The sequence below is a fragment of the Sinimarinibacterium arenosum genome (assembly GCF_005047655.1).
Classification (GTDB): Bacteria; Pseudomonadota; Gammaproteobacteria; order Nevskiales; family Nevskiaceae; genus Solimonas.
The window spans coordinates 99,270-124,240 of the sequence record NZ_SUKF01000010.1 but is presented as its reverse complement, the minus strand read 5'-3'; the positions used below and the strand labels follow the sequence as shown (position 1 = coordinate 124,240).

The following is a 24,971-nucleotide window of genomic DNA, read 5'->3' as shown; positions in this document are numbered from 1 at the left end:
GCGACGCGCCGCTCAAGTCAGGATCAGGCTTCCCAGTCCCAGCAGCGCAAAGAAACCGATCACGTCGGTGACGGTGGTCAGGACCACCGAACCGGCGAGGGCAGGGTCGATGCCGATGCGTTTGAGCAGCAGCGGAATGAAGACGCCAGCGGCGGCGGCAATGACCTGATTGATCACCAGCGCCAATGCAATCACCAGTGCCAGCAGCCCACTGCGGAACCACAGGCCGGCGATCAGTGCGACCACCAGCGCCCATAGCAGGCCGTTGATGGCTGCGACCGCCAGCTCCTTGCGCAGCAGAAAGCGCATGTTGGCGGCATCGACCTGACCCATCGCGAGGCTGCGAATCATCAGCGTCAGGGTCTGGCTGCCGCCGATGCCACCCATGCTGGCGACCACCGGCATCAGCACGGCCAGAGCAACAACCTGTGCGATCGTCGCTTCGAAATAGCCGACCACCCAGGCGGCGGCGAACGCGGTCAGCAGGTTGATGCCCAGCCATACCGCACGGCGTCGCGCGGCGCCGCGTACCGGCGCGAACAGATCCTCGTCCTCGTGCAGGCCGGCCATCGACATCATGTTGTGTTCGGCTTCGGCGCGGATCACGTCGACGACGTCATCGATGGTGATGCGTCCGACCAGGATGCCTTTGGCGTTGACGACCGGCGCGGCCACCAGATCCGCACTCTCAAAGCGGCGGGCAATCTGACGTTCGGTGTCCGTGTCCGCGACCGCAGGCGGTTCACGCTCCATAGCGTTGGCGACGATCTCATCGGGCGCGCGTGTCAGGATCTTGTCCAGCGACAGCGCGCCCAGGTAGGCGCCGTAGCGGTCGACCACGTACAAGGCATCGGTATGCGCCGGCAGTTCGCCGCGCAGACGCAGGTACCGTTGCACCACATCCAGCGACACATCCGGGCGGACGGTCACCGTGTCGGTGTTCATCAGGCCGCCGGCGGTGTCGGGCTCGTAGGCCAGCACTTGTTCCAGGCGCGCGCGATCGTCCGCGTCCAGCGCCTTGAGTACCTGCTGTGTGACCGTCTCGGGCAAATGCTCGAGAAAGTCGGCGAGATCGTCGATCTCGAGTTCTTCGGCGGCCTTGATCAGTTCGGCCGTGTCCATCTGCCGAATCAGTGCGGTACGCACCTCGTCGGGGACGTGCAGCAGCACCTCGCCGTCGTCCTCCGGGCTGACCATTTCCCAGACCAGATTGCGCTCATGCGGCGGTAGCGATACCAGCAGGTTGGCAATCTCGGCGGGATTCAGCGCGTGCAGCGTCCGCTTGACCGGCAGCATCTTGCCGTCCGCGAGGGTTTCGCGCAGACGTTTAAGTGCCGCATCTGAATGATTGCGTTCGCTCATGCCATGGACGGTCTGGAACCGGACGAGAATAGCATCGCGAGCTTTCGCTGCGCTGACTGCGATACGGCGTTTGCCGGGTCTGCTGAGCGCGTTGGCTCAGTGTGTGTGCAGTCGGTCCAGCTCTGCGATGCGGTCGCGCATCTGTTGTGGTTCCTCGCATTCGAGCAACTCGGCAACGGCGCTGCGCAGGCGCCCGATGTCGGACTCGACCACGATCTGCTTGACCTCCAGCACGCTGGCCGGATGCATCGAAAAATCGGTCAGGCCCAGGCCCAGCAGCAGTCGCGTGAAGCGTGGGTCGCCGGCCATTTCGCCGCACATGGCGACCGGGATGCCGGCTTTGCGGCCTGAATCGATGGTATGGCGGATCAGCTGCAGCACGGCCGGATGCAGTGGGTCGTACAGGTAGTTGACCTCGTCGTCGACACGGTCGATCGCCAGGGTGTACTGGATCAGGTCGTTGGTGCCGATCGAAAAGAAGCGCGCATGCCGAGCGAGAATCGGTGCGGCAATGGCCGCTGCTGGAACCTCAATCATCGCGCCGATCGGCACATGTTTGTCGCAGGCAATCCCTTCGGCAAGCAGCTCATCGCGTGCACTGTCAATCAGTGTGCGCGCCTGACGGAATTCCTGCAGGTTCGAGATCATCGGCAGCATGATCTGGATCTTGCCGTGCGCAGAAGCGCGCAGCAGCGCGCGGACCTGAACCCGGAACAGTTCGGGCTCCTTCAGGCACAAGCGAATCGCACGCAGTCCCAGCGCCGGATTGGTTGGCAGGGGACCGTGCGAGCGCCCGCTGTCGACCTGCTTGTCGGCGCCCAGATCCAACGTGCGGATCGTGATCGGACCTTTGACCGCGGCGACGATGCGCGAGTAGGCCTCGTACTGCTCGTCCTCGGTCGGCAGCTCGCGCCGGTTCATGTACAGAAATTCGGTTCGATACAGACCGACGCCCTCGGCGCCGTTTTCCTCAGCGACCTTGGCGTCTTCCGGCATCTCGATATTGGCGAGCAGATGAATGTGCACGCCATCGCGCGAGATCGCGTCGCGGCCCTTTAGCTTGACCAGGTCGGCGCGATGGCGCTGCTGTGCTGCCTGCTTGTCGCGATAGAACTGCAGCGCCAGCTCGTCCGGATCGGCCAGCACGTGGCCGGCTTCGCCGTCGATGATCAGCAATTCGTTCTCGCGGATCAGCCGGCGTGCATCACGCAGACCGACCACGGCCGGAATACCGAGACTGCGCGCCAGAATCGCGGTATGCGAAAGCGGTCCGCCGTACTCGGTGACAAAGGCGGCGACCTGCTGCTGCGACAGCAGAATGATGTCGGCCGGGGTCACGTCGTCGGCGACGATCATGAAGGGTTCGGCGTGTTCACTGCGCGTCGGCAGCTGCTTTTCCGATTTCAGCAGAATGCGCAGGATGCGGCTGCAGACGTGTTCGACATCGTCGCGCCGGGTGCGCAGATAGGGATCATCCATCTGCTCGAAAACCGCAATCAGCGCGTCGCGGGTGCGGCGCAGCGCCGCCTCGGCGTTGATGCGTTCGTTGCGGATGTGCCCGACCGTCGTATCGGTGATGGAGCGGTCATCCATCATCAGGATATGCGTGTCGATGAATGCGGCGATATCGCTGGGCGTGTTTTCCGGAATCCGCGCGCGGACCTCGCGCAACTGCTCCTGCGCACGCTTGTGTGCGCCGTAGAAGCGCACGACTTCGCCATCGACGTCATTGGCTGCCAGCGCGTACTCGGGAATATCGAGTTCACCGCCGTGCATTTTCTGCACGCGTGCGATGGCAATTCCACGCGATACACCAATGCCCGAAAGCCACAAGCTCATGCGCACACTCCGGTGGCGCAGTTTCGAGTCGGATGTTTCCAGATTCCAGAAGACGCGACAGCAGGCGCTGTTACGGGACGCTGGCAGCTGGCAGCTGGCATCCGCGATTTCATTCGTCTTCTCCGAATCGCGCAGCCACCAGTTGCGCAAGCTCGTCCAGTGCCTGCCCGGCATCATCGCCCTCGGCGACGAGGGTGATCTGCGTGCCCTTGGCGGCGGCGAGCATCATCACGCCCATGATCGACTTGCCACTGACCTCTCGACCGTCCTTGCGTACACGGACGTCGGATTCGAATTTGCTGGCCAGGGTCACCAGTTTGGCGGCGGCGCGTGCATGCAGGCCGAGTAGGTTGACGATGGTGACCGTGCGTTCCACTGCTGACTCCTTCATGAATCGGATCCGGGACAGACGATGATGCCGCGACTGCCGCCCTCGACTGCGCTGCGGGTCATCGCTGCGAGATCAAGGCTGGGGTAATTGAAGATGCGCACCAGCATCGGCAGGTTGACGCCGGCGACGACCGAGATCGGGCCCGCGTGGCGCAGCTTGTTGGCGATGTTGCTGGGGGTTGAGCCAAACGCGTCAGTCAGGACCAGTACGCCGTCGCCGGAATCGAGTCGCTCAAGCATCTTGCGGCCCTGGCTGATCAGGACTTCATGTGCCGAGACCCGGCGAACTTCGAGTACGTCCGCCGCCAGCGGCAGTTCGCCCATCATTTCGTGCAGCGTGTCGAGCAGGTGATGCCCGAGTTTGCCGTGTGTGACCAGCAGCAATCCGACGCTCAATTTTTCTTCTCCACATCATTCTGGCGCTGTTGTCCGCGCCATAGTTCACGATGCCGGACGGTGATCTGATCCAGGCGTTCCGCGTAATCGGCGGCGAGTGTCTCGACCACGAACACGCTGCGATGCTGCCCCCCCGTGCAGCCGATGGCAATGGTCAGGTAGGCGCGATCCTGCTTGCGCAGTTCCGGCAGCCAGCGGTCAAGGAAGCCGCGAATGTCATCGACCATGCGCACAACCGCCGGGTCACGGCCGAGCCAGGCCGCGACCGGGGCGTCGCGACCGCTGAGTGCGCGCAGCTCTGGTTCCCAGTGCGGATTGGGCAGGCAGCGGACATCGAACACGAAATCGGCGTCGGTGGGGATGCCGTTGCGGAAGCCGAAGGATTCGAACTGGATCGACAGTTTGCCGGAACCGCCGCCGGGAACCTGTGAGAGGATTTCCTCGCGCAGGCCATGCAGATTCTTCAATGTTGTGTCGATCGTCGCATCGGCCAGATTCGCGATCGGCGACAGCAGCGATTGTTCGAGCTCGATTGCGTCGGCGAGGGTGACATCGCCATGTGCCAGCGGGTGGCGCCGGCGTGTTTCGGAATAGCGCTGCAGCAAGACTGTCGTGTCGGCGCGCAGGAACAGCACATGCGTCTGGATGCCACGATCATGCAGACGCTGCAGGTAACGTGGGAAGCGTGCGATCTGCTGGGGGCTTTCACGCGCATCGACACTGATTGCGAGGCGCTCGTAGCGTTCATCGGCGGACTTCAGGCCGTGCCGAGACAGTGGGCCGAGCAGCAGCAGCGGCAGATTGTCGATGCAGTGATAGCCGATGTCTTCGTACTGCTTCAGCGCGACGGTCTTGCCGGCGCCGGACAGGCCACTGACGATGACCAGCTTCATGGCGCAGGGCGCCGCCGGGTCTGGCGGCGGATGGCTGACATCTGCCGGCGCGTCATGTCTTCGTCCGCGCGGTAGCCGGCGCGTCGCAACTTGTAGTCGCGGCACGCAGCTTCGACCAGTACAGCGAGATTGTGGCCCAGGCGCAGCGGAATCGAGATCTGCTCGATGTCGGTGCCGAGAATGCGGCACTGACTTCTGCGGCCGGACAGCCGTTCGATCCCGGATTCTGAATGTTGTGCGGCCTGGTCCAGGGCGATGACCAGTTCCAGCGTGACTGAGTCGAGCAGGCTGCGGCGACCGTACAGGCGACCGATGTTCAGAATGCCGAGGCTGCGGGCTTCGAGAAAGCCGCGCAACAGTGGCGGGCAACGCCCGCGCACTTTTTCACGTTCGATCGAAAATTCGGCGGCGTCGTCCGCGATCAGACGATGCCCGCGGCTGAGCAGTTCGAGCGCCAGTTCGCTTTTGCCGACGCCGCTGGCGCCGGTCAGCAGAACGCCGACGCCATGCACGCGCATCAGGACGCCATGCAGCGTCGCGGAGGGATCAGCGGCGCGGCGCGGCATCGCTCGGCGCTGTCGGTCAGCCGCCCGGCGTATAGGCGCTGAGCAACTTGAACAAAGCACCTTCGTCGGCGGCTTCGCGTGCCTGCGCGCAGAACGCATTGTCCGAAAACATCTCGGCGATGGCGGCCAGATGTTTCAGGTGGGCCTCGGTCGCGCCTTGAGGGACCAGAAGGCCGAACACCAGATCAACCGGCTGACCGTCGTGGGCGTCGTAGTCCAGCGGGTGTTTCAGGCGCATGAAGGCGCCGACGCTCTGGGTTACGCCCGGCATGCGGCCGTGGGGAATCGCGACACCATGGCCGAGGCCGGTGCTGCCGAGTTTTTCGCGCGCTGACAGGCTGGTCAGGATGTCCGCGGACAGAACGCCGGGCACGCCGCGAGCCAACAGCAGTGAGAGTTCCTCCAGCGCCTTCTTCTTGCTGGTAAAGGTATGGCCCTGGCTGACACGATCCGGGGAGAGGATTTCAGCAATTTTCATTGTCGGTTCCTGAGCTAGCTAAAGGGCCCGGACATGGTAATGGCCGGGCCCTGGCAAGCGTGATTCTACTGAAGTCTTAGTGCGCCTGCGTCAAGACTCCATACGCTTGTGCGCTTCCTTCTGATGATGGTCGCGCATTTTTTCCTTGTGCTTACGGGTCTGCTGATCGAGCTTGTCGGTCATCAGGTCGATTGCCGCGTAGAGATCCCCGTCGGTGGCTTCAGCGTGCAGATTGGCGCCGCTGGCATGGACCGTCGCCTCGGCTTTCTGACGCTGCTTTTCCACGCTCAACACCACCTCGGCACTGATCAGATTGTCGAAATGCCGTTCCAGCCTCTTCAGCTTGGAAACAACGTAATCGCGCATCGGAACAGTGATGTCGACATGGTGACCGGAGATGTTCAGGTTCATCGTGACCTCCTGACTGGGGATATGCCGGTTATCAGACCGGCGGCTTACGTTCGTGCGAGGGGGGGATCCCCAGGCCTTCACGGTATTTTGCGACAGTCCGGCGCGCGACCTGGATGCCTTCTTTCAGCAGCAATTCTGAAAGGGTCGCATCGGACAGCGGGCGCGCCGGGTTTTCGGCTGTGATCATGCGTTTGATCATGGCCTGAATGGCAGTTGCCGAGCAGACGCCGCCGCCGGTGGTCTGCACGTGGCTCGAGAAGAAGTATTTAAGTTCGAAGAGCCCACGCGGAGTGAGCATGTACTTGTTGGCAGTGGCGCGAGAAACGGTTGATTCATGTATGCCAAGCTGTTCTGCGATATCGCGAAGGACCAACGGCCGCATCGCTTCAGGTCCATAGTCAAGGAAAGCGCGCTGTTCTTCAACTATTGACTGCGCAACCCGCAGAAGAGTTTCATTGCGGGCTTCGAGACTGTTCAGGAAGTAGCGGGCTTCCTGCAGGTGCTGCTTGAGCATCTGCTGATCGCGGGAACTGTCCGCGCGCCGGATCAGGCCCTGGTAGTGGCTATTGATTCTCAGCCGCGGCGTGTGTTCCGGGTTCAGGCTCACCACCCAGCGGCCACTGCGCTTGGCAACGAAAACATCGGGCGTGATGTAGTCCGACTCGTGGGCCTGGAAAGGACGTCCAGGGTGCGGCTGCAGCGTGCGAATCAAGGTCAGTGCGGCGTGCACCTCGGCAACGGGTTCATTGCATGCGCGTGCCAGTGCTTCGATATCGCCGCGGGCAAGTAGCGACAGATGATCGTCGACGATCTTCAGCGCTGCGAACGCGCCCGGCGTGCGCGCCGGCATCGCTTCGATTTGCAGGCGCAGGCACTCGGACAGATCGCGTGCGCCGACGCCGGTCGGATCGAAATCCTGTACCAGTGCGAGCACGGCATCGCATTCCTCGGGGCTGGCGCCGTTTCGTGCGTGGATCTGCTGGAGCAGGTCGGACCAGCTCTGCAGGTAGCCGTCCGCGTCGATCGCATCGATCAGATACTCGGCAATCTGCGCCTGACGATCTGTGAAAGGCGCCATCCGCGCCTGATCAATCAGGTGCTCGTGCAGTCCCATCGAGCGGCGCAGGTTGGCCTCAAGGAAATCCCGCAGCTCGTCATCGTCGGACGAGCGAGGCTGGATTGGGAGGTCGTCGTAGACGTCCTCCCAATCGGCGTCGACCGGCATCTCGGCCGGGATCTCGGCATCTTCGCGCAGTTCGAGCGAGGGCGTGTCGTCCGATCCGGATGCGGTGTCTTCGGTGCTGGATGACGACGTCGGGCTGTTGGTTTCGGCCGCCGAGTCCGCCGAATCGGCGGCGGTGTCGTCGTCGTCGCGTTCCAGCAGGATGTTGGAATCCAGAACCTGCTCGATTTCCTGCTGCAGATCGAGACTGGACAGCTGTAGCAGCCGGATCGCCTGCTGCAGCGCTGGCGTCATCGTCAGTGACTGGCCCAGCCGCAGTCCAAGTGAAGACTTCATAAAGGTGTATCGACCCGAAAGTGCTAGAGCTTTATCTGATAGTCGGACTTTGACCCGACCGGAGGACGGTGCAAACGACGGCTCGACAGGCAGTGCCGGCGATTCCGGCAGGGCCTGTCGGTGACCGCGGCATTGAACATTTGGATTCCGGCATGCCTACTTTGCTGCCTTGACCGTGATGGTGATCTTGTCGGACATCAGGGCCGGATTTTGCGGCTGATGTTTCCAGTCACCGAGCAGCAGTTGCAGTGTATGGGTGCCGGGCGCCAGATTCAGCGTGGTTTCGGTCTGGCCACCGCCGAAGTGCTTGATCTGGTCAGTTGCCGGCAACGGTTGCGCGAAATCGACGGTCGGACTGTCGATCAGCAGATGGTGGTGGCCGGTGTTGGGTTGATTGACGCCTGCCGGTGCCACCCCCATGCCGCCGAGGCCGAACACGACATGGACAGGGCCGGTGACGATGTCGCCGTCTTTGGGGCTGATCAGATAGACCTTGGCGCCAGCCGGCGCCGCCTGTGGGAGGTTCAGCGATTCTTCGGCCTTCTGCGCAGCCTGCTGCTTGGCGACGTCCTTCAGGTCCTTCCAGGTGTCGGCGTGGACGGGGAGGGTGATCGTTCCAATCAAGAACGCCGTGCTGGCGGCGAACCGGAACAGGGTCAGCGGGGATCGCGACATCGGTCTCTCCTGGGTTTGGTCAAAAAATCGGCACATTCCTTGCTTGCCTTAGCATGACAGATTAGGTGAATCCGCACAGGGCCGCTATACTGCCTGCCGTTTGTGCAGCGCATCACCGGTTTGCGCTCTTCGCCCGGCCCCGTTCTTCGACGGGGCCTCTTGCCGCAAACCCCTCGGCCGCTAGGCCGTAAATATCTATCCAGCCTGAACCGGCCTGGGCCTCGGTCTTCGAGTCCAAGTGGGCGTGTTTTCAGGAGTTTTTCATGTTGTTTTCTGATCTGGGCCTTGCCCCGGAACTGCTACGCGCGGTTGCCGGACAGGGCTACGAAACGCCCACGCCGATTCAGCAGCGTGCCATCCCCGAGATTCTCGCGGGCCATGATCTGCTGGCTGCGGCGCAGACCGGCACCGGAAAGACGGCGGCGTTCACGCTGCCGATGCTGCACCGTCTGCAGCAGGCGGCACCCGCGGCTGATGGCCGGCGTGCGGTACGGGCGCTGGTTCTGGTGCCGACCCGCGAACTGGCCGCGCAAGTCGAGGAAAGCGTGCGCACTTATGGTGCGCAGCTGAAGGCATTGCGAACCGTGCTGATCTTTGGCGGCGTCAGCATCAATCCGCAGATTGACGCGCTGCGCCGCGGCGCGGATCTGATTGTGGCGACGCCAGGCCGATTGCTGGACCACCTCGGTCAGCGCACGGTCGATCTGTCGAAAGTCGAGTTTTTTGTGCTCGATGAAGCCGATCGCATGCTGGACATGGGTTTCATCCGTGACATCCGCAAGATCATCGAGCGGCTGCCACAGCGCAGGCAGAACCTGATGTTCTCGGCGACGTTCTCGCCGGATATCCGCAAGCTGGCCCAGGGCCTGCTGCACAATCCGGCGACGATCGACATTGCGCCGCGCAACAGCGCCGCTGAATCAGTCGAGCAGCGTTCGATTTTCGTCGACAAGGCCAACAAGTCCGCGTTGCTGTCGTACATGATCGGACACTTCAACTGGCGGCAGGTGCTGGTGTTCACCCGCACCAAGCACGGTGCCAACCGCCTGACCGATCGCCTGAATCGCGACGGCATTCCGGCTGCGGCGCTGCATGGAAACAAGAGCCAGAACGCGCGGACCAAGGCCTTGGCTCAATTCAAGGCGGGCGAGATCCGGACGCTGGTAGCGACCGATATCGCCGCGCGCGGGCTGGATATCGACCAGCTGCCCCATGTGGTGAATTTTGAATTGCCGTCGGTGCCGGAAGACTATGTTCATCGGATCGGCCGCACCGGACGTGCGGGCGATCAGGGCGAAGCCGTTTCGCTGGTCAGCCCGGATGAGTACGACGAATGGCGCGCGATTGAGAAACTGCTGAAGCGCACCATTCAAGCCTATGAAGTGGAGGGCTTTCGTCCCAGCCCTGCAGGTTCGGCAGCGTCGGAGCACGGTGCGCCGTCGCCGCGAAACAATGCCGAGCGTGCGCCGCAGAAGCGGCGTGGACGGCGGTCCGGCCCCAGCAAGGCTGCGCCGACATCGAACCCGGATCGCAAGCAGACGCGGCCCGGTGGGCGTTCCCAGCGGCCCGCCCGATAACACTATGAAAGACGATCGACCAGGAGCCAGATCATGAAGCGCATATTCGCCGGAAACCTGCCCGAAGACACCACCGAGCGCGAGCTCACCGAGATCTTTACCGGTTTCGGTCGCGTGTTTTCAATCAAGCTGATGCAGGATGTGTTCAGCGGCAAGTGCCGCGGTTTCGGCTTTGTGGAGATGGAGGGACATGAAGCGCGCGCGGCCATTGCCGGACTCAACGGCAAGGAGCTGCGTGGAAAGCCGATGAAGGTCAACGAGGAACAGCCGCGCGACAACAAGCGTGGCGGCGGTAGCCGTCGGCGCTAAGGCGCTCGCATTTGTGATTCAAGGCCCGCCGGGATGTTGATCCCGGCGGGCTTTCTTGTATGGGCTACGCGGCTGTCTGGATGCGAGTTCCGGATGCGGCGCCGACGATCAGCACGTCAGCCGGCCGTTGTGCGAACAGGCCGACGCAGACGACCCCGGCCAGTCCGTTGATGCGGCTTTCCAGCTCGACTGCATTGAGAATTTCCAGGCCGTGGACGTCGAGGATCACATTGCCGTTGTCAGTGGTGAAACCGGCGCGCAGTTCCGGGCGGCCGCCGAGCTTGACCAGTTCACGTGCAACGTACGAGCGCGCCATCGGGATGACCTCGATCGGCAGCGGGAATTTGCCGAGTACCCCAACCAGCTTGGATTCGTCGACGATGCAGACAAACTTGCGACTGGCTGCAGCGACGATTTTTTCGCGCGTCAGCGCGCCGCCACCGCCCTTGATCAGCTGTAGATGCTTGTTGGCTTCGTCGGCGCCGTCGACATAGACCGAGAGTGTGCCGGCGCTATTGAGATCGAGCACGGTGATACCCGCTTTTTTCAGTCGCGCGGTGCTCGCCTCCGATGACGATACGGCTCCGGCGATATCGTTTTTCCGTTCGGCCAGCAGATCGATGAAGTGGTTGACCGTGGAACCGGTACCAACGCCGAGTACTTCGCCCGGTTCAAGATAGGCGAGGGCGGCTTCGGCGGCTTTGCGTTTGGCAGCGTCTTGAGACATGTCGATTCAATCAGAAGAGGCGGTAAGGGGCGTCAGTATGGCGATCTGTGGCCGATGCTGCAGCACCCGGCAGAGCGGGATTGCGGACTTCGGTTCTAGCCGCGGTGGCCAAATATTGCCGTGCCGACGCGGACAATCGTCGAACCCTCGGCAATTGCCGCCTCAAGGTCGTCGGACATGCCGGCTGACAAGGTATCGAGCGCCAGACCGGTGCGCTGAAGTTCGGTTTGAAGCGTTCGCAGCTGGCGGAATGCGAGCCGTGGATCGGTGCCGCCGCTCGCGGGAGCGGGTACCGCCATCAGGCCGCGTAACTTCAGACGCGGCAGGGATGCAACCGCCTGCGCCAGAGCGGGTAACTCCTGCGGAGTGCAGCCGGACTTGCTGGCTTCGCCGGAAATATTGACCTGCAGGCAGATATTCAGCGGCGGCAGGTCTGCTGGACGCTGGTCCGACAGCCGCCGGGCAATTTTCAGGCGGTCGACGCTGTGGACCCAGTCAAAGCTTTCGGCGACTTCCCGCGTCTTGTTCGACTGCAGTGGGCCAATGAAGTGGCAGATGCAAGCCAGATCGGTCAGCTGGTCGCGCTTTTCGTGCCAGTCCTGGACATAGCTTTCTCCAAAGTCGCGCTGTCCGGCGGCGTATGCTGCGCGGATCGCACTGGCGGGAAAGGTCTTGCTGACCGCCAGCAAGGTCACCTCATCCGACGTTCGTCCGGCGGCCAGGCACGCTCGCTGGATTCGCGCACGCACGGTCTCCAGATTCGCGGCAATCTCTGTTGCTGATAACGGCATGTTGCCTCGGTGTGTAAATGCCTTTAACGTCTGTTGGCGCCTCTGATCATTAGACAACAAAGTACGGAAAGACCGCATGGACATTGCGCAGTTACTGACTTTCAGTGTCAAACAGGGGGCATCTGACCTTCACCTGTCGGCCGGGATTGAACCCATGATTCGCGTTGACGGTGACGTCAAGCGCATCAATCTGCCGCCGCTGGACCACAAACAGGTCCACGACATGGTGTATGACATCATGAACGACAAGCAGCGCAAGGCCTGGGATGAGTTTCTGGAGACCGACTTTTCGTTCGAGATTCCCGGACTGGCGCGTTTCCGTGTCAATGCTTTCACGCACTCGCGCGGCTCCGGTGCGGTGTTTCGAACGATTCCGTCCAAGATTCTGTCGCTGGAAGACCTCAAGTGTCCGTCGATCTTCAAGGACATCTGCGAGTATCCGCGCGGCATTGTGCTGGTGACCGGGCCGACCGGCTCGGGCAAGTCGACGACTCTGGCGGCGATGGTGGATCACATCAACGAGCACGAGTTCGCGCATATCCTCACGGTTGAGGATCCGATCGAATTCGTGCATCCCTCGAAGAAATGCCTGATCAACCAGCGCGAGGTGCATCGCGATACCTTGGGTTTCAACGAAGCACTGCGTTCAGCGCTGCGCGAAGATCCCGACGTGATCCTGGTCGGCGAAATGCGCGATCTGGAAACGATTCGTCTGGCACTGACCGCGGCAGAGACCGGTCATCTGGTGTTCGGCACCCTGCATACCTCGTCCGCCGCCAAGACGGTGGATCGCATCGTCGACGTATTCCCAGCGGCAGAGAAGGACATGGTGCGTGCGATGTTGTCCGAGTCGCTTCGCGCAGTCATTGCGCAAACGCTGCTGAAGAAGAAGGGTGGCGGGCGCGTGGCTGCGCACGAAATCATGATCGGCACGCCGGCAATCCGGAACCTGATCCGCGAAAACAAGATCGCGCAGATGTACTCGGCGATTCAGACCGGTCAAAAGGAAGGCATGCAGACCCTGGATCAATGCCTGCGGGATCTGGTGCGCAAAGGCATGACCAGTGTCGAGGAGGCGCGCTACAAGTCGGCAGACCCCCGTAACTTCACTGCCAACTAGCGGCGGCCCCGACCACACAGAGGAACACACAGGATGGAGCGCGAACAGGCAGTCAAGCTGGTGCAACAGCTGCTGACGTTGATGAAGCAGAAAAACGCGTCGGACTTGTTCATCACGGCCGGATTTCCGCCGGCGATCAAGGTGGATGGACAGATGACGCCAGTAATGGATAAGCCTTTGCCGCCTGAAACGTCGTCGATCATCATGCGTTCGCTGATGAACGACCGGCAGATCAAAGAATTCGAATCGACCAACGAGTGCAATTTCGCGATCTCACCCCCCGGTATCGGGCGCTTTCGTGTCAATGCCTTTGTCCAGCAGAACCGCGTTGGCGGCGTCTTGCGTACGATCAACACTGAAATCCCGACCTTCGAGGCGCTGGGGCTGCCGCAGCAGCTTCAGGGCATTGTCATGGAGAAGCGCGGTCTGGTGTTGATGGTTGGTGCCACCGGCTCAGGAAAGTCGACTTCGCTGGCGGCGATGGTGGGTTACCGCAACCGGAATTCCCGCGGGCACATCATCACCATCGAGGATCCGATCGAGTACGTGCATCCGCACATCGGATGCATGATCACCCAGCGCGAGGTTGGAACCGATACGTTCAACTGGGAAAACGCGCTGAAAAACACGCTGCGACAGGCGCCCGATGTCATTCTCATCGGTGAGATCCGTACGCGTGAGGGCATGGAGTACGCCGTCAACTTCGCCGAAACCGGCCATCTGGTGCTGGCGACGCTGCACGCGAACAGTGCCAACCAGGCGCTGGACCGCATCATCAACTTCTTCCCAGAGGAAAAACGCGAACAGTTGCTGATGGATCTGTCGCTGAATCTGAAGGCGATCATTTCTCAACGCCTCATCCGCAAGGAAGGCGGCGGGCGTGTCGCGGCGATGGAAATCCTGATCAATTCACCGCTGATTGCGGATCTGATCGACAAGGGTGAAGTGGCGTCGATCAAGGAAGTCATGGCGCGGTCCAATGAGCAGGGCATGATCACTTTCGATCAGTTCCTCTTCGGCCTCTTCGAGGACGGATTGATCAGCTATGAAGAAGCCGTGCGCAATGCCGACTCCCAGAATGAGCTGCGGCTCAAAGTCAAACTGGAATCGAAGCGTGCGCGTCAGAACATTCTGGAAGACGAAGGTGTACGCAAGATGCAGATGAAGGATGATGATCAGGCCAATCTGCTGCGGCGCTGACGAACGGATCGCGCGGAGACCTGCATGCTGAAGATTCTTCCGTACCTCAAGCTGTGCATCGAGAAGAACGGCTCTGATTTGTTCTTCACCGCCAATGCGCCTGCACAGTTGAAGATCGAAGGCGAGCTGATGCCGATCGGCAAGTCGCTGCTGACGCGCGAGTTCATCAAGGAGCTCGCTTTCAGCATTCTGACGCCGGAGCAGCAGGCGCATCTGCACGAACATCTTGAAATCGATCTGGCGACCGAGGCGGGCGGCCTCGGTCGTTTCCGCGTGAATATTTTCAATCAGCGTGGATCACTGGGCATCGTGATGCGCTACGTCAAGTCGCGTGTGCCGCGACTGGACGAAATCGATGGCATGCCGTCGGTTCTGAAGGAATTGATCCTCAACAAACGCGGCATGGTCCTGATGGTTGGCGCTACCGGTTCCGGTAAGTCGACCACGCTGGCGGCGATGATCAATCATCGCAACGAGACGATGCAGGGCCATATCCTGACGATCGAGGATCCGATTGAGTTCCTGCACCCGAATGTCCGCAGCATCATCAATCAGCGCGAAGTCGGGCAGGACACCGTCAGTTATGAGCGAGCGCTGAAAAGTTCGCTGCGCGAAGCGCCGGACGTGATACTGATTGGTGAAATCCGTACGCGCGAGACCATGGATGCCTGCCTTCAACTGGCCAATACGGGGCATCTGGCAATCTCGACCTTGCATGCCAACAACGCTTACCAAGCGCTGCAGCGTATCGTCAATCTGTATCCAGAAGAGCTGCGCGCCCAGCTGTACATGGATTTGTCGATGACTCTTCGCGCGATCATTTCGCAGCGTCTGGTGCGACGCAAAGATGGCACACGCTGTGCGGCGATGGAGGTCATGATGAATACGCCGTATATCCAGGACCTGATCCTTGCGCGCCGGATCGACGAGATCAAGGAAGCGATGAATCAGTCGTCGGACAAGGGCATGCTGACTTTCGACAACTCGCTATACAAACTCTACAAGTCGGGCACGATCACAATCGACGAGGCGCTGACCAACGCCGATTCGCGAACAAACCTGGAAGCCAAGATCAACTTCGGCGGGTGAACGCCCCGCAATTCGGGAAGTCCAGTGGACTTCCCGGCGGGGTGGGGCCTTGAGTTTCTTGGGGGCGCGGCAGTGCCCCGGGGCAATTCGCGAGCGTGGCGAGCCAACCCTGATCGCTTCGGGACGTCCGGTGGATTCCCTACCTGGGGCGGCGCTCGAAGGCGTCGCGCTATTCGCACACGCCCGGTGCGGCCAACCAGACCAGTGCGGTCACCACGACGATCGCAAACAAATTCAGTACCAGGCCCGTGCGCGCCATTTGTCCGATCGTGACCCGCCCCGAGGCGAAGACGATCGCATTTGGCGGGGTTGCTACCGGCATCATGAAGGCGTAATTGGCGCCAATGCCGATGGCCAGTAGCGCCAGCATCGGCGAGCCGCCCAGGCCCAGCGCCACTGCCGCCAGGATGGGGGCGAATGTGGTGGCCACCGCCGTATTGCTGGTCAGCTCGGTGACGCTGATCACCAGGGCGACAATGGCCAGCAACAACACCAGCGGCGGCAACTCACCGAGGCTGCCGAGTGTTCCTGCGATGAACTGGTCGACGTGATGAGCGGAGATGGCTGCTGCCAGGCTGAGTCCGCCACCAAACAGCAGTAGCACGCCCCACGGCAGGCGCACCGCGGTGTCCCAATCCAGCGTGGCGACGCCGCGACGGACCGGAATCAGAAACAGCAGACTGGCGGCGATGATCGCAATGCCGGTGTCGCTCAGGCCCGGCATGCCGATCCAGCCGGCGAGTTGCGGGCGCAGCATCCATGCGAGGGCGGTCGTCGAAAACACTGCCGCGACAATCTTCTCGCCGCGTTGCATCGGGCCCAGCGCGTGCAGGGCCGAGCGGATCTGTTCACGTCCGACGGGAATGGCGTGAGCGTCGAAGGGAAATGCGATCCGGGTTAGATAGAGCCACGCCAGGGGAAGCATCAGCAGGACCGATGGGATGCCGAAGCGCATCCAGTCCAGCATGCCGATCTCGCAATCCAGCTGTTGCGAGGCGTAGCTCGCCACGACCAGATTCGGCGGGGACCCGATCAGCGTGCCAGCGCCGCCGATCGAGGCGCTGTAGGCAATCGACAGCGTCAGGCAGGTTGCGAAGCGCCGGGCTGAGAGTGGATCGATGTCGTCGCGATTCAGCATCAGCGTGACAACGCTCTGTGCCACGGGCAACAGAATGATCGTGGTCGCGGTATTGGAGATCCACATGCTCAGGAAGGCAGTTGCGATCATGAAGCCCGCGACCAGCCGGCGTGGGGCGGTGCCGACGGCAAGAATGATCGAGAGGGCCAGGCGCCGGTGCAGGCCCCAGCGCTCCATGGCCAGTCCCAGCATGAAGCCGCCCATGAACAGGAAAATCACGCTGTCGGCATAAGGCCGGGCGGTGGTTGCGATCGGCGTCACGCCCAGCAGCGGGAACAGTGCCAGCGGCAACATCGCCGTAATCGGCAGTGGCAGCGCTTCGGTCAGCCACCAGCAGGCCATCAGCACCCCGATCGCCGCGGTCGCGCGGCCGGCCTCGCTCAGTGCGGTGTCACCGGTGGCAGGCAATGCGGCGTACACTGACAAAGCCAGCAACGGTCCCAAGGCCAGGCCCAGGCGGCGTCGCAGCAGTCCCTCGGGTTCGGCAATGGCTTCGTTCAACTTGGTTTCCTGCGCCCGGAACGGTTCTTTTCGGCGCGTCTTGCGCCCGGAGGACGCGACGGATACAATCCGCGACCCTTTTTCGAGGTTGTGCGGCCTGTGCGGTGTACAACTGAACTATAACTAACGATTGGATAGGACCGATGAAGACTGTCTTCGCGAAGTCTGAAACCGTCAAGCGCGATTGGTACGTGATTGACGCAACGGACAAGGCACTCGGCCGGTTGGCCACGGAAGTCGCTCGCCGCCTGCGCGGCAAGCACAAGCCCGAATACACCCCCAACTGCGACACCGGCGATTACATCGTCGTCGTCAACGCTGAGAAGGTGAAAGCCACCGGCAACAAGCTCAAGGGCAAGGTGTACTACCGTCACACCGAGTACCCGGGCGGCATCCGCAGCGAAACGCTGGAAGAGGTGCTGGAGAAGTACCCCGAGCGTGCGATCGAGCGAGCAGTCAAGGGCATGCTGCCGAAGGGCCCGCTGGGCTACGCGCAGTTCCGCAAGCTGAAGGTCTATGCCGGTGCCGAGCATCCGCACACCGCGCAGCAGCCCCAGGTTCTCAACTTCTGATCCGGTCCAGCTCAATGTCCAAGAACGTCGACTACAAGTACGGCACCGGCCGCCGCAAGACTGCAACGGCACGTGTGTTCCTGAAGCCCGGCAAGGGCGACATCACCATCAACAACAAGACCGTCGAAGACTATTTCGGTCGCGAGACCTCGCGCATGCTGGTTCGCCAGCCGCTCGAGATTTCCGAATCGCTTGACCGCTTCGACCTGAAGATCACCGTTGCCGGCGGCGGCCCCAACGGCCAGGCTGGCGCGATCCGCCACGGCATTACCCGTGCGCTGATCGACTACGACGAAAACCTGCGCAAGCCGCTGCGTGATGCTGGCCTGGTCACCCGCGACGCCCGTGAGGTCGAGCGTAAGAAGATCGGTCTGCACAAGGCACGTCGCGGACCTCAGTACTCCAAGCGCTAATCGCGTTACGGTCTCGAATCGGTGTGGGTCTGCAGGTTATAATTGCAGACCCACAGCACAAGTCACCGTGCGCCGCTTCATTGGGGGATCGTCTAATGGTAGGACTGCAGACTCTGACTCTGCCTATCTAGGTTCGAATCCTAGTCCCCCAGCCAACACCGCTTCCGAGGTGTTCCAAGTCAGACCGGAAGCACAAATAACCCTGCAGAAATGCGGGGTTTTTTGTGCCTGACGCTTCCGGAGGTGTCTAATCCGGGACTACAGTTTGCGTATCAAAAATTGGGGGGCGCTTGGGGCGAGGTGAGTCCTTCGTAGTTCGGCGTGCGCGTAGAGAGACTCCTGGCCGTGGCGGCTGTTGTGTGCGGCCACTTGCCGCTGGTCGGTACGGCACTTCCCTTTGTCGTTGCTGGACTGTGACGGCGCGTTGACAGGCCTCAGGATGCAATACGTTTCCCCACACAAAGCGGGTACGGGTTGCCCCGGCGATGTCAGCTTCCGAATTCACAATTCCCCAAGGCCTTGCACCGCGAGCTTTCCTTGAAAGCCTGCGCAATCGCATGCTGCGAGTGACTACAGGAATGCGGCCGGGTGCACAGCGGCTTGAGCTGGCGATCGAGGTGTTCTGGACGGTCGCACTGGAGACGTTGCGGGCCATGCCGGGTTCTTCAATTCCGTGGGAGACTTTTGCGACGCCGGGACATCCGCTGCGCGGTCTGCTGGAGCCGATCCGTCTGATGATTCGCTCGGAGCTGATTCAGTCGGGTATGTCGCAGCCTGATACGCTGACGCATGAGGTGTTGCTGCGCATTCTGGATGTTGCGGAACGCGAAACGTCCAAGCAGAAGCCGGATCACGCGGCACGGGAGCTGCTGTATCGCTGGCTTGAGCGTTGCCTCCATCAAGGTCGCAGTGCTGCCGTGGCGCCCCCGTTGGCCGCTCAGGCAGCCTGAGTTTTTCGGCTGGCGCGCCGTCTCGACAGCTGGGGCTGTCATCGCGGCGATTGCATCACCCCCCGCAAACGCCGACAGTCGACGGATTCAAACGATTCCGTGCGGGGGAGACTTTCAATGACACCGAATCCAAATGCCGGTGTACGCGCATGAGCGACGTTCAAGCGCGTGACGTGGTCCGTTTTCGTGATCTGGTTCGGGGCATTGCCGGCGCATTGCCGGATTCATGGACGATCAACCGTGGCCTTTACCAATTGCTGCGGGCCAAGCCTGATCGAGTCGGTTCAATCGGCCTGCGGCTGCAACACTGGGCTGACGCCACGCCGGATCAGCCGGCGCTCGTTTTCGAAGGCCGCAGCTGGACTTACGCAGAGTTCAACGCCTGGGCCAACCGCGTTGCGGAAGTTTTGAGGCGGTCGGGTGTAGGTGCTGGGGACGCGGTTGCGATTCTGCTGGATAATCGGCCGGAGTCTCTGGTTTGTGCCGCTGCCGTGGTCAAGTTGGGCGCCATTGCGGCGATGATCAACCACAATCAGCGTGGCGAGGTGCTGGCACACAGCCTCCGTCTGACCGGCGCCAAGGTGGTGGTTTCTTCGGCAGAGGGAGCGGAGACATTGGCAGGTACGGGCTTTGCGCCTGGCGAGGCCGATGGTCTCGTGCATCTGTGCTGTGATCCGGATGAGTCGCCCGCAGGCTGGCAGAGTCTTGATGCGTTGACTCAAACCGCTTCGGCCGCCAATCCACCTGAGGCGCAACGGGTGACGATGCGCCAGCCATGCTTCTACATCTTTACCTCCGGGACGACCGGAATGCCGAAAGCCTCGGTGATGACGCACTACCGCTGGTTGCGCGGCATGGCTGGTCTCGGCCAGATGACGTTACGGCTGCACGCAGATGACACGCTGTATTGCTGCCTGCCGCTGTATCACAACAATGCGCTGACGGTGTCGTGGGGCGCGGTACTGGGTGCCGGCGCAACGTTCGCACTGGGGCGCAAGTTCAGTGCGTCCAAATTCTGGGATGAAGTCAGGGTTACGGGCTCGACAGCGTTCTGCTACATCGGCGAGTTGTGCCGCTATCTGTTGAACCGCCCGGCCAGTCCGCGTGACCGCGATCACCGTGTGCGCGTGATCGTCGGCAACGGGCTGCGTCCGGAAATCTGGGACGACTTCAAGTCGCGGTTCGGCATTGACCGGGTCTGCGAGTTCTACGGCGCCAGCGAGAGCAACCTGGCGTTTTCCAACGGCTTCGATGTCGATCGCACCGCGGGCTATTGTCCGATGGCGTTTGCGATCGTCGAGTTCGACGCCGAGGAGGAGAAGCCGAGACGCGGCGCCAAGGGATTCATGCGCAAGGTGGCGCGGGGCGGTGTCGGACTGTTGATGACCGAAGTCAGCGATGCCGCGCCGTTCGACGGGTATACCGATGCGGGCGCCAGCGAGGCCAAACTGGTGCGCAATGTATTCAAGCGTGGCGACTGCTGGTTCAACACGGGCGACCTCGTTCGCGACCAGGGCTATCGGCACATTCAGTTCGTCGACCGGGTTGGCGATACCTTCCGCTGGAAAGGCGAGAACGTTGCGACAACTGAAGTTGAAGCGGCATTGAACCGGTTCTCCGGGGTTGAACATGCCGTGGTTTACGGCGTGCAGATTCCCGGAACCGATGGACGTGCCGGCATGGCCGCTCTGACGCTGGATGGTGAGGTGACACCCCAGCGGATGCAGGCGCTGGCGACGCATCTGGAAACACAGCTGCCTGCTTATGCGGTGCCGGTTTTCCTGCGGATGCGCGAAGAGCATGAGACCACCGCTACGTTCAAGTTCCGCAAGAGCGACCTGAAGCAGCAGGGTTTCGATCCATCGGTTGTGTCGGAGCCGTTGTACGTGCTGGTCGACCGTGCTCGCGGGTACGAGCCGTTGACTGACTCGCTGCTGGCCGGGATACGGGACGGCAGCGTGCGCGTTTAGCGAGCATGACGATCGGTGTGTGCCGTGATTGGCCGCACCGACCGTGACCGTGTTCAGTCGGCCAAGGTTGAACGCCGGTCGAGCTGCCACGCTAGCTTCGAATGGTGCCGAAGGAAGGAGCGGCATGAAAATCGAAATCAGTATTGCACGCAGTGTCGAAGTTCCTGCGCCGATCGATCGCGTCAATTCCCTGCTGGAAAATTACGAGCAGACGATTCGACGCTTCCCCAAGCTGCGCAAACTGACGCCCTTGGGAGAGGATGCATTCCTGTGGGAGATGGCCCCAATCGGTTCGAAGATCGCCAACATTGCACACCAGGTCAGTTACGCTGCCCGCTATCAGGTTGACCCGCGAAATGGGCGCCTGAGCTGGAAGCCCGTGCCCGGGCACGGCAACGCACACATTGAAGGGCAATTCAGTTTGGTCGATGCGGGCGCGGCGACGCGGCTCGACTTTGAAGTGCGCGGGCAGCTTCGAGAAGTGCCGGTGCCGCTGATCTATCGTCTCGTCGCGCCGCCCTTCATCCAGGGCAAATTCACGCGACTTGTGGATGTCTTTCTCGAGCAGACACGCGACGCGATGAGCTGATCGGGACGTCATACACGCGCAGAAAATACACCGAGGAGAGCGACATGAGTCTGACGTCGAACGCGATGGGATTGGGGCTGCGTGCGCTGAACCGGCTCGCCGGCTTGCCGCTGGTCGACAAGCTGGGTCTGCGGCGCACTACCGAGCGCGCCATGTACACCGGCGCACGTGTCGGCTTTCGTGCCGCGGGCGCTGTTGGCCGCAGTTTCAAGGCGACCCAGACCTTATTGAAACCGGCACGCCTGGCAGGTGCGCCATCGCGGAGTCTGTTTGATCTGACTCCGGACGACGATCAGGTCATGTTGCGCGAAGCGGTACTGAGTTATGCGCAAGAGCAGTTGCGCCCGGCTGCCGCAGCTGCCGATGCCGCAACATCGGCGCCGGATGAGCTGCTGACCGCTGCAGCGGAACTGGGTATTGCCCAACTCGGCATCCCCGAATCGCTGGGGGGTGCGGGCGCTCAGCGCAACGCGGTGACCAATGTGCTGATCGCGGAGGCGATGGCGCAGGGCGATCTGTCGCTGGCTGTGGCCTGCCTGGCCCCTTCGGCGGTGTCCAATGCATTGGTGCTGTGGGGCAATCCGGAGCAGCAGGCGACTTATCTGCCCGCCTTCGCCGGTGAACATACGCCGGGCGCTGCACTGGCAATTCTTGAGCCGCAGCCGTTGTTCGATCCTCTGGCGCTGCGCGCGCGTGCACGCGCGGTCGGCGGCGGCTTTGTACTGGACGGCGTCAAGTCGCTGGTGCCGCGAGCTGCAAGCGCCGAGCTATTCATCATTGCGGCTGAACTTGAGGGCCGTGGGCCGGCGCTGTTTCTGGTTGAGTCGTCGAGCGCAGGCCTCAGCATCGAAGCCGAGCCGGCAATGGGGCTGCGTGCAGCGTCCACCGCGCGCGTTCATCTTCAGGGAGTGCAGCTGCCGGCCACGGCGCTGATCGCCGATGCCGACGCTCAGGTTTATCGGGACTGTCTGAATCTTGGCCGCCTTGGCTGGTGTGCGCTGTCAGTGGGTACGGCACAGGCGGCACTGGATTACGTGATTCCCTACGTTAATGAGCGTACCGCGTTCGGTGAGCCGATCAGCCATCGCCAGTCGGTTGCATTTGCAGTGGCCAATATCGGGATCGAGCTTGAGGGAATGCGTCTGACCACCTTGCGTGCCGCGAGCCGTGCCGAGCAGGGCTTGGCGTTTTCGCAGCAGACAGCGGTTGCGCGGCGACTGTGTATCGAGAAAGGCGTGCAGATCGGATCAGACGCAGTGCAGTTGCTTGGAGGGCACGGCTTCGTCAAGGAGCATCCGGTCGAACGCTGGTATCGCGATCTGCGTGCGGCCGGTGTCGTCGAAGGCGTATTGCTGGTCTGACGGAGTCGAACATGATCAATCTCGAAACGCCCAAGAAATTCCGCATGCTGGTTGAACAGGCGCATCAGGTCGCGCGTGAGATCTTCCGTCCCAATTCGCGTCGTTACGATCTGGCGGAACACGAGTATCCGAAGGAACTCGACATGCTCGGCGCGCTGCTCGACGGCATGAATGCGGGTGGCGGCAGTGAAGGAGCCGGCGCCGCGGGCGTGCGGCGTGACAAGCTCGACTCCGACGGCAATCGCAACGGCAGCAATATGTCGACCGCCCTCGGTGCGATGGAACTGTGCTGGGGCGACGTCGGCTTTCTGCTGACGATGCCGCGCCAGGGACTGGGCAATTCGGCGATCGCGTCGGTGGCGAGCGATGAACAGCTCAAGCGTTTCGAAGGGCGCTGGGCCGCGATGGCCATCACCGAGCCGCACTGTGGTTCGGACTCGGCCGCGATTCGCACCACGGCGACGCTCGACGGCGATCACTATGTGCTCAATGGCGACAAGATATTTGTCACGTCCGGCGAGCGCGCTGATCTGGTGGTGGTGTGGGCGACACTGGATCGCCACGCCGGTCGTGCCGCGATCAAGTCCTTTGTCGTCGAGAAGGGCACGCCGGGATTCGAGCTGGTGCGCCTGGAGCACAAGCTGGGCATTCGCGCTTCGGATACCGCGCAGTTTGCGCTGCGTGACTGTCGGGTGCCCAAGGAGAATCTGCTCGGCGAGCCGACAATCAATGTCGAGAAGGGCTTCGCGGGAGTCATGCAAACCTTCGACAACACGCGTCCGCTGGTTGCTGCGATGGGCGTGGGTCTGGCGCGTGCGTGCCTTGATGAGACGCGGCGCATCCTCGGTGAAGCGGGGGTGGAGGTGGACTACGATCGTCCGGCGCTGGTGCAGTCGGCGGCGGTGGCCGAAATGTTGCGAATGGAGGCGGACTATGAGGCGGCGCGCCTGCTGACCTTGCAGGCTGCGTGGATGGCGGACAATCGCAAGCCGAATTCACTGCAGGCCAGCATGGCCAAGGCCAAGGCGGGACGCAGCTGCGTCGACATCGCGCTCAAGTGCGTCGAACTGTGTGGCAGTGTTGGCTATGGTGAAAGTGAGTTGCTGGAGAAATGGGCGCGCGACGCCAAGATTCTGGACATCTTTGAAGGCACGCAGCAGATCCAATTGCTGATTGTGGCTCGACGTCTGCTCGGCAAGACCTCCAGCGAATTACACTGAGGCTGTACTTCACGAGAACGCCCGCGTTAGCGGGCGTTTTCGTTCCCGCAGGCTGAGGTCTCAGGCCACCAAAGCCGGTTCCGAGATCTTGATCGGCGCAACCCATTCGGCCATGCGCTCGAGTTGCGCGCGGTTGTCGTGATCCCATGGGTGAAAGTCGCGGCGGAAATAGTCCAGCCATGGCCGCGCGATGTTCGGAAACAGGCCTTCCCTGGGATGCCAAAGCATCGAGACCACATCGCCCCAGCCACGTATGCGCGGCGCTTTCCGATCGGCCCGGATCAGGCTGAGATGAAAGGCCAGCACCAGCGGCCAGAACAGTGCGGTTGCGCCGATCAAGCCCGTGCATCGCTGCAGATAGGCGGCGGTGCCGCGACCGAATACGCGATCGTAGACGTCGAAGGCGACTGCCTTGTGTTCGGTTTCTTCCAGCGCGTGCCAGCGCCAAAGCGCGCGGTAATTCGGATCCGCGTCGTCTATCCACTGCGGGTGGTTCAACAGTGCATCGGCGATGATCGCGGTCAGGTGCTCGAGGGCGATGGTCGTGGATAACTGCATCTGCGCCGGCAGTTTCCGCTTCAGACGCTCCAGAAGTGCAGTGACGATGGATTCGAGTGCATGAACCGGCAGTCCGGCGGCCTGCATGGCTTCGTTGTACTCGGTGTGTTCGCGGCCGTGCATGGCTTCCTGGCCGATGAAGGCGGTGACCGCCTGCTGCAGTTCAGGGTCGCTGATGCGATCGCGGTAGTGGCGCACGCTGTGAATGAAGAAGCGCTCGCCCTCAGGAAAGAAAATCGACAGCGCATTGTAGAAATGGGTGGTTTTGCGATCGGCATTGCGCCAGGTGCAGATCAGGTTTGGATCGAGCCGAAAATGCAGGTCACGACGGGTCGGAAGCATGTGTGTTTCCGTTGA

The 24,971-nt window shown here is 61.8% G+C and carries 26 protein-coding genes and 1 tRNA gene; 13 read left to right on the top strand and 14 right to left on the bottom strand.

Going from position 1 to position 24,971, the window contains the following annotated elements; translation table 11 throughout:
• Nucleotides 1-12: 12 nt before the first annotated feature.
• The 10 genes from mgtE to E4T66_RS19190 all read right to left on the bottom strand — a co-directional run bounded on the left by mgtE (nucleotide 13) and on the right by E4T66_RS19190 (nucleotide 8,529).
• On the bottom strand, nucleotides 13-1,362 hold the full coding sequence (gene mgtE, locus E4T66_RS19235; RefSeq protein ID WP_136851344.1) for a magnesium transporter: 1,350 nt from the start codon (nucleotides 1,360-1,362) through the stop codon (nucleotides 13-15).
• A 96-nt stretch (nucleotides 1,363-1,458) separates the two neighbouring features.
• Entirely contained in the window at nucleotides 1,459-3,201 is a 1,743-nt protein-coding gene (gene ptsP / locus E4T66_RS19230; protein ID WP_136851342.1) for a phosphoenolpyruvate--protein phosphotransferase, read from the bottom strand.
• Nucleotides 3,202-3,310: 109 nt separating this feature from the next.
• Nucleotides 3,311-3,592, bottom strand: coding sequence for an HPr family phosphocarrier protein (locus tag E4T66_RS19225; protein WP_136851340.1), 282 nt, complete (start codon nucleotides 3,590-3,592; stop codon nucleotides 3,311-3,313).
• Complete coding sequence (locus tag E4T66_RS19220) at nucleotides 3,589-3,987, bottom strand: PTS sugar transporter subunit IIA (protein ID WP_136851338.1); 399 nt, start codon at nucleotides 3,985-3,987, stop codon at nucleotides 3,589-3,591. The genes E4T66_RS19225 and E4T66_RS19220 overlap by 4 nt, the downstream gene beginning before the upstream one ends.
• Complete coding sequence (rapZ, locus tag E4T66_RS19215) at nucleotides 3,984-4,880, bottom strand: RNase adapter RapZ (protein WP_136851336.1); 897 nt, start codon at nucleotides 4,878-4,880, stop codon at nucleotides 3,984-3,986. The genes E4T66_RS19220 and rapZ overlap by 4 nt, the downstream gene beginning before the upstream one ends.
• Nucleotides 4,877-5,446 (bottom strand): hypothetical protein, encoded by a 570-nt coding sequence (locus E4T66_RS19210; RefSeq protein WP_136851334.1) that lies wholly within the window; start codon nucleotides 5,444-5,446, stop codon nucleotides 4,877-4,879. The genes rapZ and E4T66_RS19210 overlap by 4 nt, the downstream gene beginning before the upstream one ends.
• Nucleotides 5,447-5,462: 16 nt before the next feature.
• On the bottom strand, nucleotides 5,463-5,924 hold the full coding sequence (locus tag E4T66_RS19205; protein ID WP_136851332.1) for a PTS sugar transporter subunit IIA: 462 nt from the start codon (nucleotides 5,922-5,924) through the stop codon (nucleotides 5,463-5,465).
• A 90-nt stretch (nucleotides 5,925-6,014) separates the two neighbouring features.
• Nucleotides 6,015-6,335 (bottom strand): ribosome hibernation-promoting factor, HPF/YfiA family, encoded by a 321-nt coding sequence (gene hpf / locus E4T66_RS19200; RefSeq protein ID WP_136851330.1) that lies wholly within the window; start codon nucleotides 6,333-6,335, stop codon nucleotides 6,015-6,017.
• A 31-nt stretch (nucleotides 6,336-6,366) separates the two neighbouring features.
• On the bottom strand, nucleotides 6,367-7,854 hold the full coding sequence (locus E4T66_RS19195) for an RNA polymerase factor sigma-54 (RefSeq protein ID WP_136851328.1): 1,488 nt from the start codon (nucleotides 7,852-7,854) through the stop codon (nucleotides 6,367-6,369).
• Nucleotides 7,855-8,010: 156 nt separating this feature from the next.
• A complete protein-coding gene (locus E4T66_RS19190; RefSeq protein ID WP_136851326.1) occupies nucleotides 8,011-8,529 on the bottom strand; it encodes a DUF4399 domain-containing protein in 519 nt (172 codons plus the stop codon).
• Between the two features lie 263 nt (nucleotides 8,530-8,792).
• On the opposite strand from E4T66_RS19190, the gene E4T66_RS19185 reads away from it, so the two are divergent.
• Both E4T66_RS19185 and E4T66_RS19180 read left to right on the top strand, forming a co-directional pair.
• Nucleotides 8,793-10,106, top strand: a complete 1,314-nt coding sequence (locus tag E4T66_RS19185) for a DEAD/DEAH box helicase (RefSeq protein ID WP_136851324.1) — start codon at nucleotides 8,793-8,795, stop codon at nucleotides 10,104-10,106.
• A 33-nt stretch (nucleotides 10,107-10,139) separates the two neighbouring features.
• Nucleotides 10,140-10,415 (top strand): RNA recognition motif domain-containing protein, encoded by a 276-nt coding sequence (locus tag E4T66_RS19180; protein WP_136851322.1) that lies wholly within the window; start codon nucleotides 10,140-10,142, stop codon nucleotides 10,413-10,415.
• A gap of 64 nt (nucleotides 10,416-10,479) precedes the next feature.
• Here E4T66_RS19180 and rpiA read toward each other — a convergent pair whose 3' ends face one another.
• Together rpiA and E4T66_RS19170 are read right to left on the bottom strand one after the other, a co-directional pair.
• Nucleotides 10,480-11,142 (bottom strand): ribose-5-phosphate isomerase RpiA, encoded by a 663-nt coding sequence (rpiA, locus tag E4T66_RS19175; protein WP_136851320.1) that lies wholly within the window; start codon nucleotides 11,140-11,142, stop codon nucleotides 10,480-10,482.
• 95 nt (nucleotides 11,143-11,237) lie between these two features.
• On the bottom strand, nucleotides 11,238-11,933 hold the full coding sequence (locus E4T66_RS19170) for a YggS family pyridoxal phosphate-dependent enzyme (protein WP_136851318.1): 696 nt from the start codon (nucleotides 11,931-11,933) through the stop codon (nucleotides 11,238-11,240).
• Nucleotides 11,934-12,009: 76 nt separating this feature from the next.
• On the opposite strand from E4T66_RS19170, the gene E4T66_RS19165 reads away from it, so the two are divergent.
• Genes E4T66_RS19165 through E4T66_RS19155 form a run of 3 tightly spaced genes read left to right on the top strand, consistent with a single transcriptional unit; the run spans nucleotide 12,010 to nucleotide 15,342 of the window.
• On the top strand, nucleotides 12,010-13,053 hold the full coding sequence (locus E4T66_RS19165) for a type IV pilus twitching motility protein PilT (RefSeq protein ID WP_136851316.1): 1,044 nt from the start codon (nucleotides 12,010-12,012) through the stop codon (nucleotides 13,051-13,053).
• Nucleotides 13,054-13,086: 33 nt separating this feature from the next.
• Entirely contained in the window at nucleotides 13,087-14,253 is a 1,167-nt protein-coding gene (locus tag E4T66_RS19160) for a PilT/PilU family type 4a pilus ATPase (RefSeq protein WP_136851314.1), read from the top strand.
• Nucleotides 14,254-14,277: 24 nt separating this feature from the next.
• The gene (locus E4T66_RS19155) at nucleotides 14,278-15,342 is read left to right on the top strand and encodes a PilT/PilU family type 4a pilus ATPase (protein WP_136851312.1); all 1,065 of its coding nucleotides are present in this window, start codon (nucleotides 14,278-14,280) and stop codon (nucleotides 15,340-15,342) included.
• Between the two features lie 169 nt (nucleotides 15,343-15,511).
• Here the strand turns inward: E4T66_RS19155 and E4T66_RS19150 are convergent, their stop codons facing one another.
• Nucleotides 15,512-16,981, bottom strand: a complete 1,470-nt coding sequence (locus E4T66_RS19150) for an SLC13 family permease (protein ID WP_136851310.1) — start codon at nucleotides 16,979-16,981, stop codon at nucleotides 15,512-15,514.
• 143 nt (nucleotides 16,982-17,124) lie between these two features.
• Between E4T66_RS19150 and rplM the strand changes: the two genes are divergently transcribed.
• The 8 genes from rplM (at nucleotide 17,125) to E4T66_RS19110 (ending at nucleotide 24,056) form a co-directional block, all read left to right on the top strand.
• Nucleotides 17,125-17,553, top strand: coding sequence for a 50S ribosomal protein L13 (rplM, locus tag E4T66_RS19145; protein WP_136851308.1), 429 nt, complete (start codon nucleotides 17,125-17,127; stop codon nucleotides 17,551-17,553).
• Between the two features lie 14 nt (nucleotides 17,554-17,567).
• The gene (gene rpsI / locus E4T66_RS19140; protein WP_136851306.1) at nucleotides 17,568-17,966 is read left to right on the top strand and encodes a 30S ribosomal protein S9; all 399 of its coding nucleotides are present in this window, start codon (nucleotides 17,568-17,570) and stop codon (nucleotides 17,964-17,966) included.
• An 81-nt stretch (nucleotides 17,967-18,047) separates the two neighbouring features.
• Nucleotides 18,048-18,121, top strand: a tRNA-Gln gene (locus E4T66_RS19135).
• A gap of 423 nt (nucleotides 18,122-18,544) precedes the next feature.
• Nucleotides 18,545-18,916: a hypothetical protein gene (locus tag E4T66_RS19130; protein WP_211243035.1), complete on the top strand. Its 372-nt coding sequence runs from the start codon at nucleotides 18,545-18,547 to the stop codon at nucleotides 18,914-18,916.
• A gap of 149 nt (nucleotides 18,917-19,065) precedes the next feature.
• On the top strand, nucleotides 19,066-20,886 hold the full coding sequence (locus E4T66_RS19125) for a long-chain-acyl-CoA synthetase (protein WP_136851301.1): 1,821 nt from the start codon (nucleotides 19,066-19,068) through the stop codon (nucleotides 20,884-20,886).
• Nucleotides 20,887-20,914: 28 nt separating this feature from the next.
• Nucleotides 20,915-21,475 (top strand): SRPBCC family protein, encoded by a 561-nt coding sequence (locus E4T66_RS19120; RefSeq protein ID WP_248679804.1) that lies wholly within the window; start codon nucleotides 20,915-20,917, stop codon nucleotides 21,473-21,475.
• 65 nt (nucleotides 21,476-21,540) lie between these two features.
• Nucleotides 21,541-22,836, top strand: a complete 1,296-nt coding sequence (locus E4T66_RS19115) for an acyl-CoA dehydrogenase family protein (protein WP_136851535.1) — start codon at nucleotides 21,541-21,543, stop codon at nucleotides 22,834-22,836.
• Between the two features lie 11 nt (nucleotides 22,837-22,847).
• Entirely contained in the window at nucleotides 22,848-24,056 is a 1,209-nt protein-coding gene (locus E4T66_RS19110) for an acyl-CoA dehydrogenase family protein (RefSeq protein ID WP_136851297.1), read from the top strand.
• 60 nt (nucleotides 24,057-24,116) lie between these two features.
• On the opposite strand, the gene E4T66_RS19105 is transcribed toward E4T66_RS19110, so the two are convergent.
• On the bottom strand, nucleotides 24,117-24,956 hold the full coding sequence (locus E4T66_RS19105; RefSeq protein WP_136851295.1) for a metal-dependent hydrolase: 840 nt from the start codon (nucleotides 24,954-24,956) through the stop codon (nucleotides 24,117-24,119).
• Between the last annotated feature and the right edge of the window lie 15 nt (nucleotides 24,957-24,971).

Bases quoted from the DNA above. Each gene is read 5' to 3' on its own strand.
- E4T66_RS19185 (WP_136851324.1), top strand. From the start codon at position 8,793: ATGTTGTTTTCTGATCTGGGCCTTGCCCCGGAACTGCTACGCGCGGTT.
- E4T66_RS19115 (WP_136851535.1), top strand. From the start codon at position 21,541: ATGGGATTGGGGCTGCGTGCGCTGAACCGGCTCGCCGGCTTGCCGCTG.
- E4T66_RS19170 (WP_136851318.1), bottom strand. From the start codon at position 11,933: ATGCCGTTATCAGCAACAGAGATTGCCGCGAATCTGGAGACCGTGCGT.
- ptsP (WP_136851342.1), bottom strand. From the start codon at position 3,201: ATGAGCTTGTGGCTTTCGGGCATTGGTGTATCGCGTGGAATTGCCATC.
- rapZ (WP_136851336.1), bottom strand. From the start codon at position 4,880: ATGAAGCTGGTCATCGTCAGTGGCCTGTCCGGCGCCGGCAAGACCGTC.
- E4T66_RS19205 (WP_136851332.1), bottom strand. From the start codon at position 5,924: ATGAAAATTGCTGAAATCCTCTCCCCGGATCGTGTCAGCCAGGGCCAT.
- E4T66_RS19225 (WP_136851340.1), bottom strand. From the start codon at position 3,592: ATGAAGGAGTCAGCAGTGGAACGCACGGTCACCATCGTCAACCTACTC.
- E4T66_RS19195 (WP_136851328.1), bottom strand. From the start codon at position 7,854: ATGAAGTCTTCACTTGGACTGCGGCTGGGCCAGTCACTGACGATGACG.
- E4T66_RS19180 (WP_136851322.1), top strand. From the start codon at position 10,140: ATGAAGCGCATATTCGCCGGAAACCTGCCCGAAGACACCACCGAGCGC.
- E4T66_RS19130 (WP_211243035.1), top strand. From the start codon at position 18,545: ATGCGGCCGGGTGCACAGCGGCTTGAGCTGGCGATCGAGGTGTTCTGG.
- E4T66_RS19125 (WP_136851301.1), top strand. From the start codon at position 19,066: ATGAGCGACGTTCAAGCGCGTGACGTGGTCCGTTTTCGTGATCTGGTT.
- E4T66_RS19165 (WP_136851316.1), top strand. From the start codon at position 12,010: ATGGACATTGCGCAGTTACTGACTTTCAGTGTCAAACAGGGGGCATCT.
- E4T66_RS19155 (WP_136851312.1), top strand. From the start codon at position 14,278: ATGCTGAAGATTCTTCCGTACCTCAAGCTGTGCATCGAGAAGAACGGC.
- rpiA (WP_136851320.1), bottom strand. From the start codon at position 11,142: ATGTCTCAAGACGCTGCCAAACGCAAAGCCGCCGAAGCCGCCCTCGCC.
- E4T66_RS19210 (WP_136851334.1), bottom strand. From the start codon at position 5,446: ATGCCGCGCCGCGCCGCTGATCCCTCCGCGACGCTGCATGGCGTCCTG.
- E4T66_RS19190 (WP_136851326.1), bottom strand. From the start codon at position 8,529: ATGTCGCGATCCCCGCTGACCCTGTTCCGGTTCGCCGCCAGCACGGCG.
- rplM (WP_136851308.1), top strand. From the start codon at position 17,125: ATGAAGACTGTCTTCGCGAAGTCTGAAACCGTCAAGCGCGATTGGTAC.
- E4T66_RS19105 (WP_136851295.1), bottom strand. From the start codon at position 24,956: ATGCTTCCGACCCGTCGTGACCTGCATTTTCGGCTCGATCCAAACCTG.
- E4T66_RS19110 (WP_136851297.1), top strand. From the start codon at position 22,848: ATGATCAATCTCGAAACGCCCAAGAAATTCCGCATGCTGGTTGAACAG.
- mgtE (WP_136851344.1), bottom strand. From the start codon at position 1,362: ATGAGCGAACGCAATCATTCAGATGCGGCACTTAAACGTCTGCGCGAA.
- E4T66_RS19160 (WP_136851314.1), top strand. From the start codon at position 13,087: ATGGAGCGCGAACAGGCAGTCAAGCTGGTGCAACAGCTGCTGACGTTG.
- rpsI (WP_136851306.1), top strand. From the start codon at position 17,568: ATGTCCAAGAACGTCGACTACAAGTACGGCACCGGCCGCCGCAAGACT.
- hpf (WP_136851330.1), bottom strand. From the start codon at position 6,335: ATGAACCTGAACATCTCCGGTCACCATGTCGACATCACTGTTCCGATG.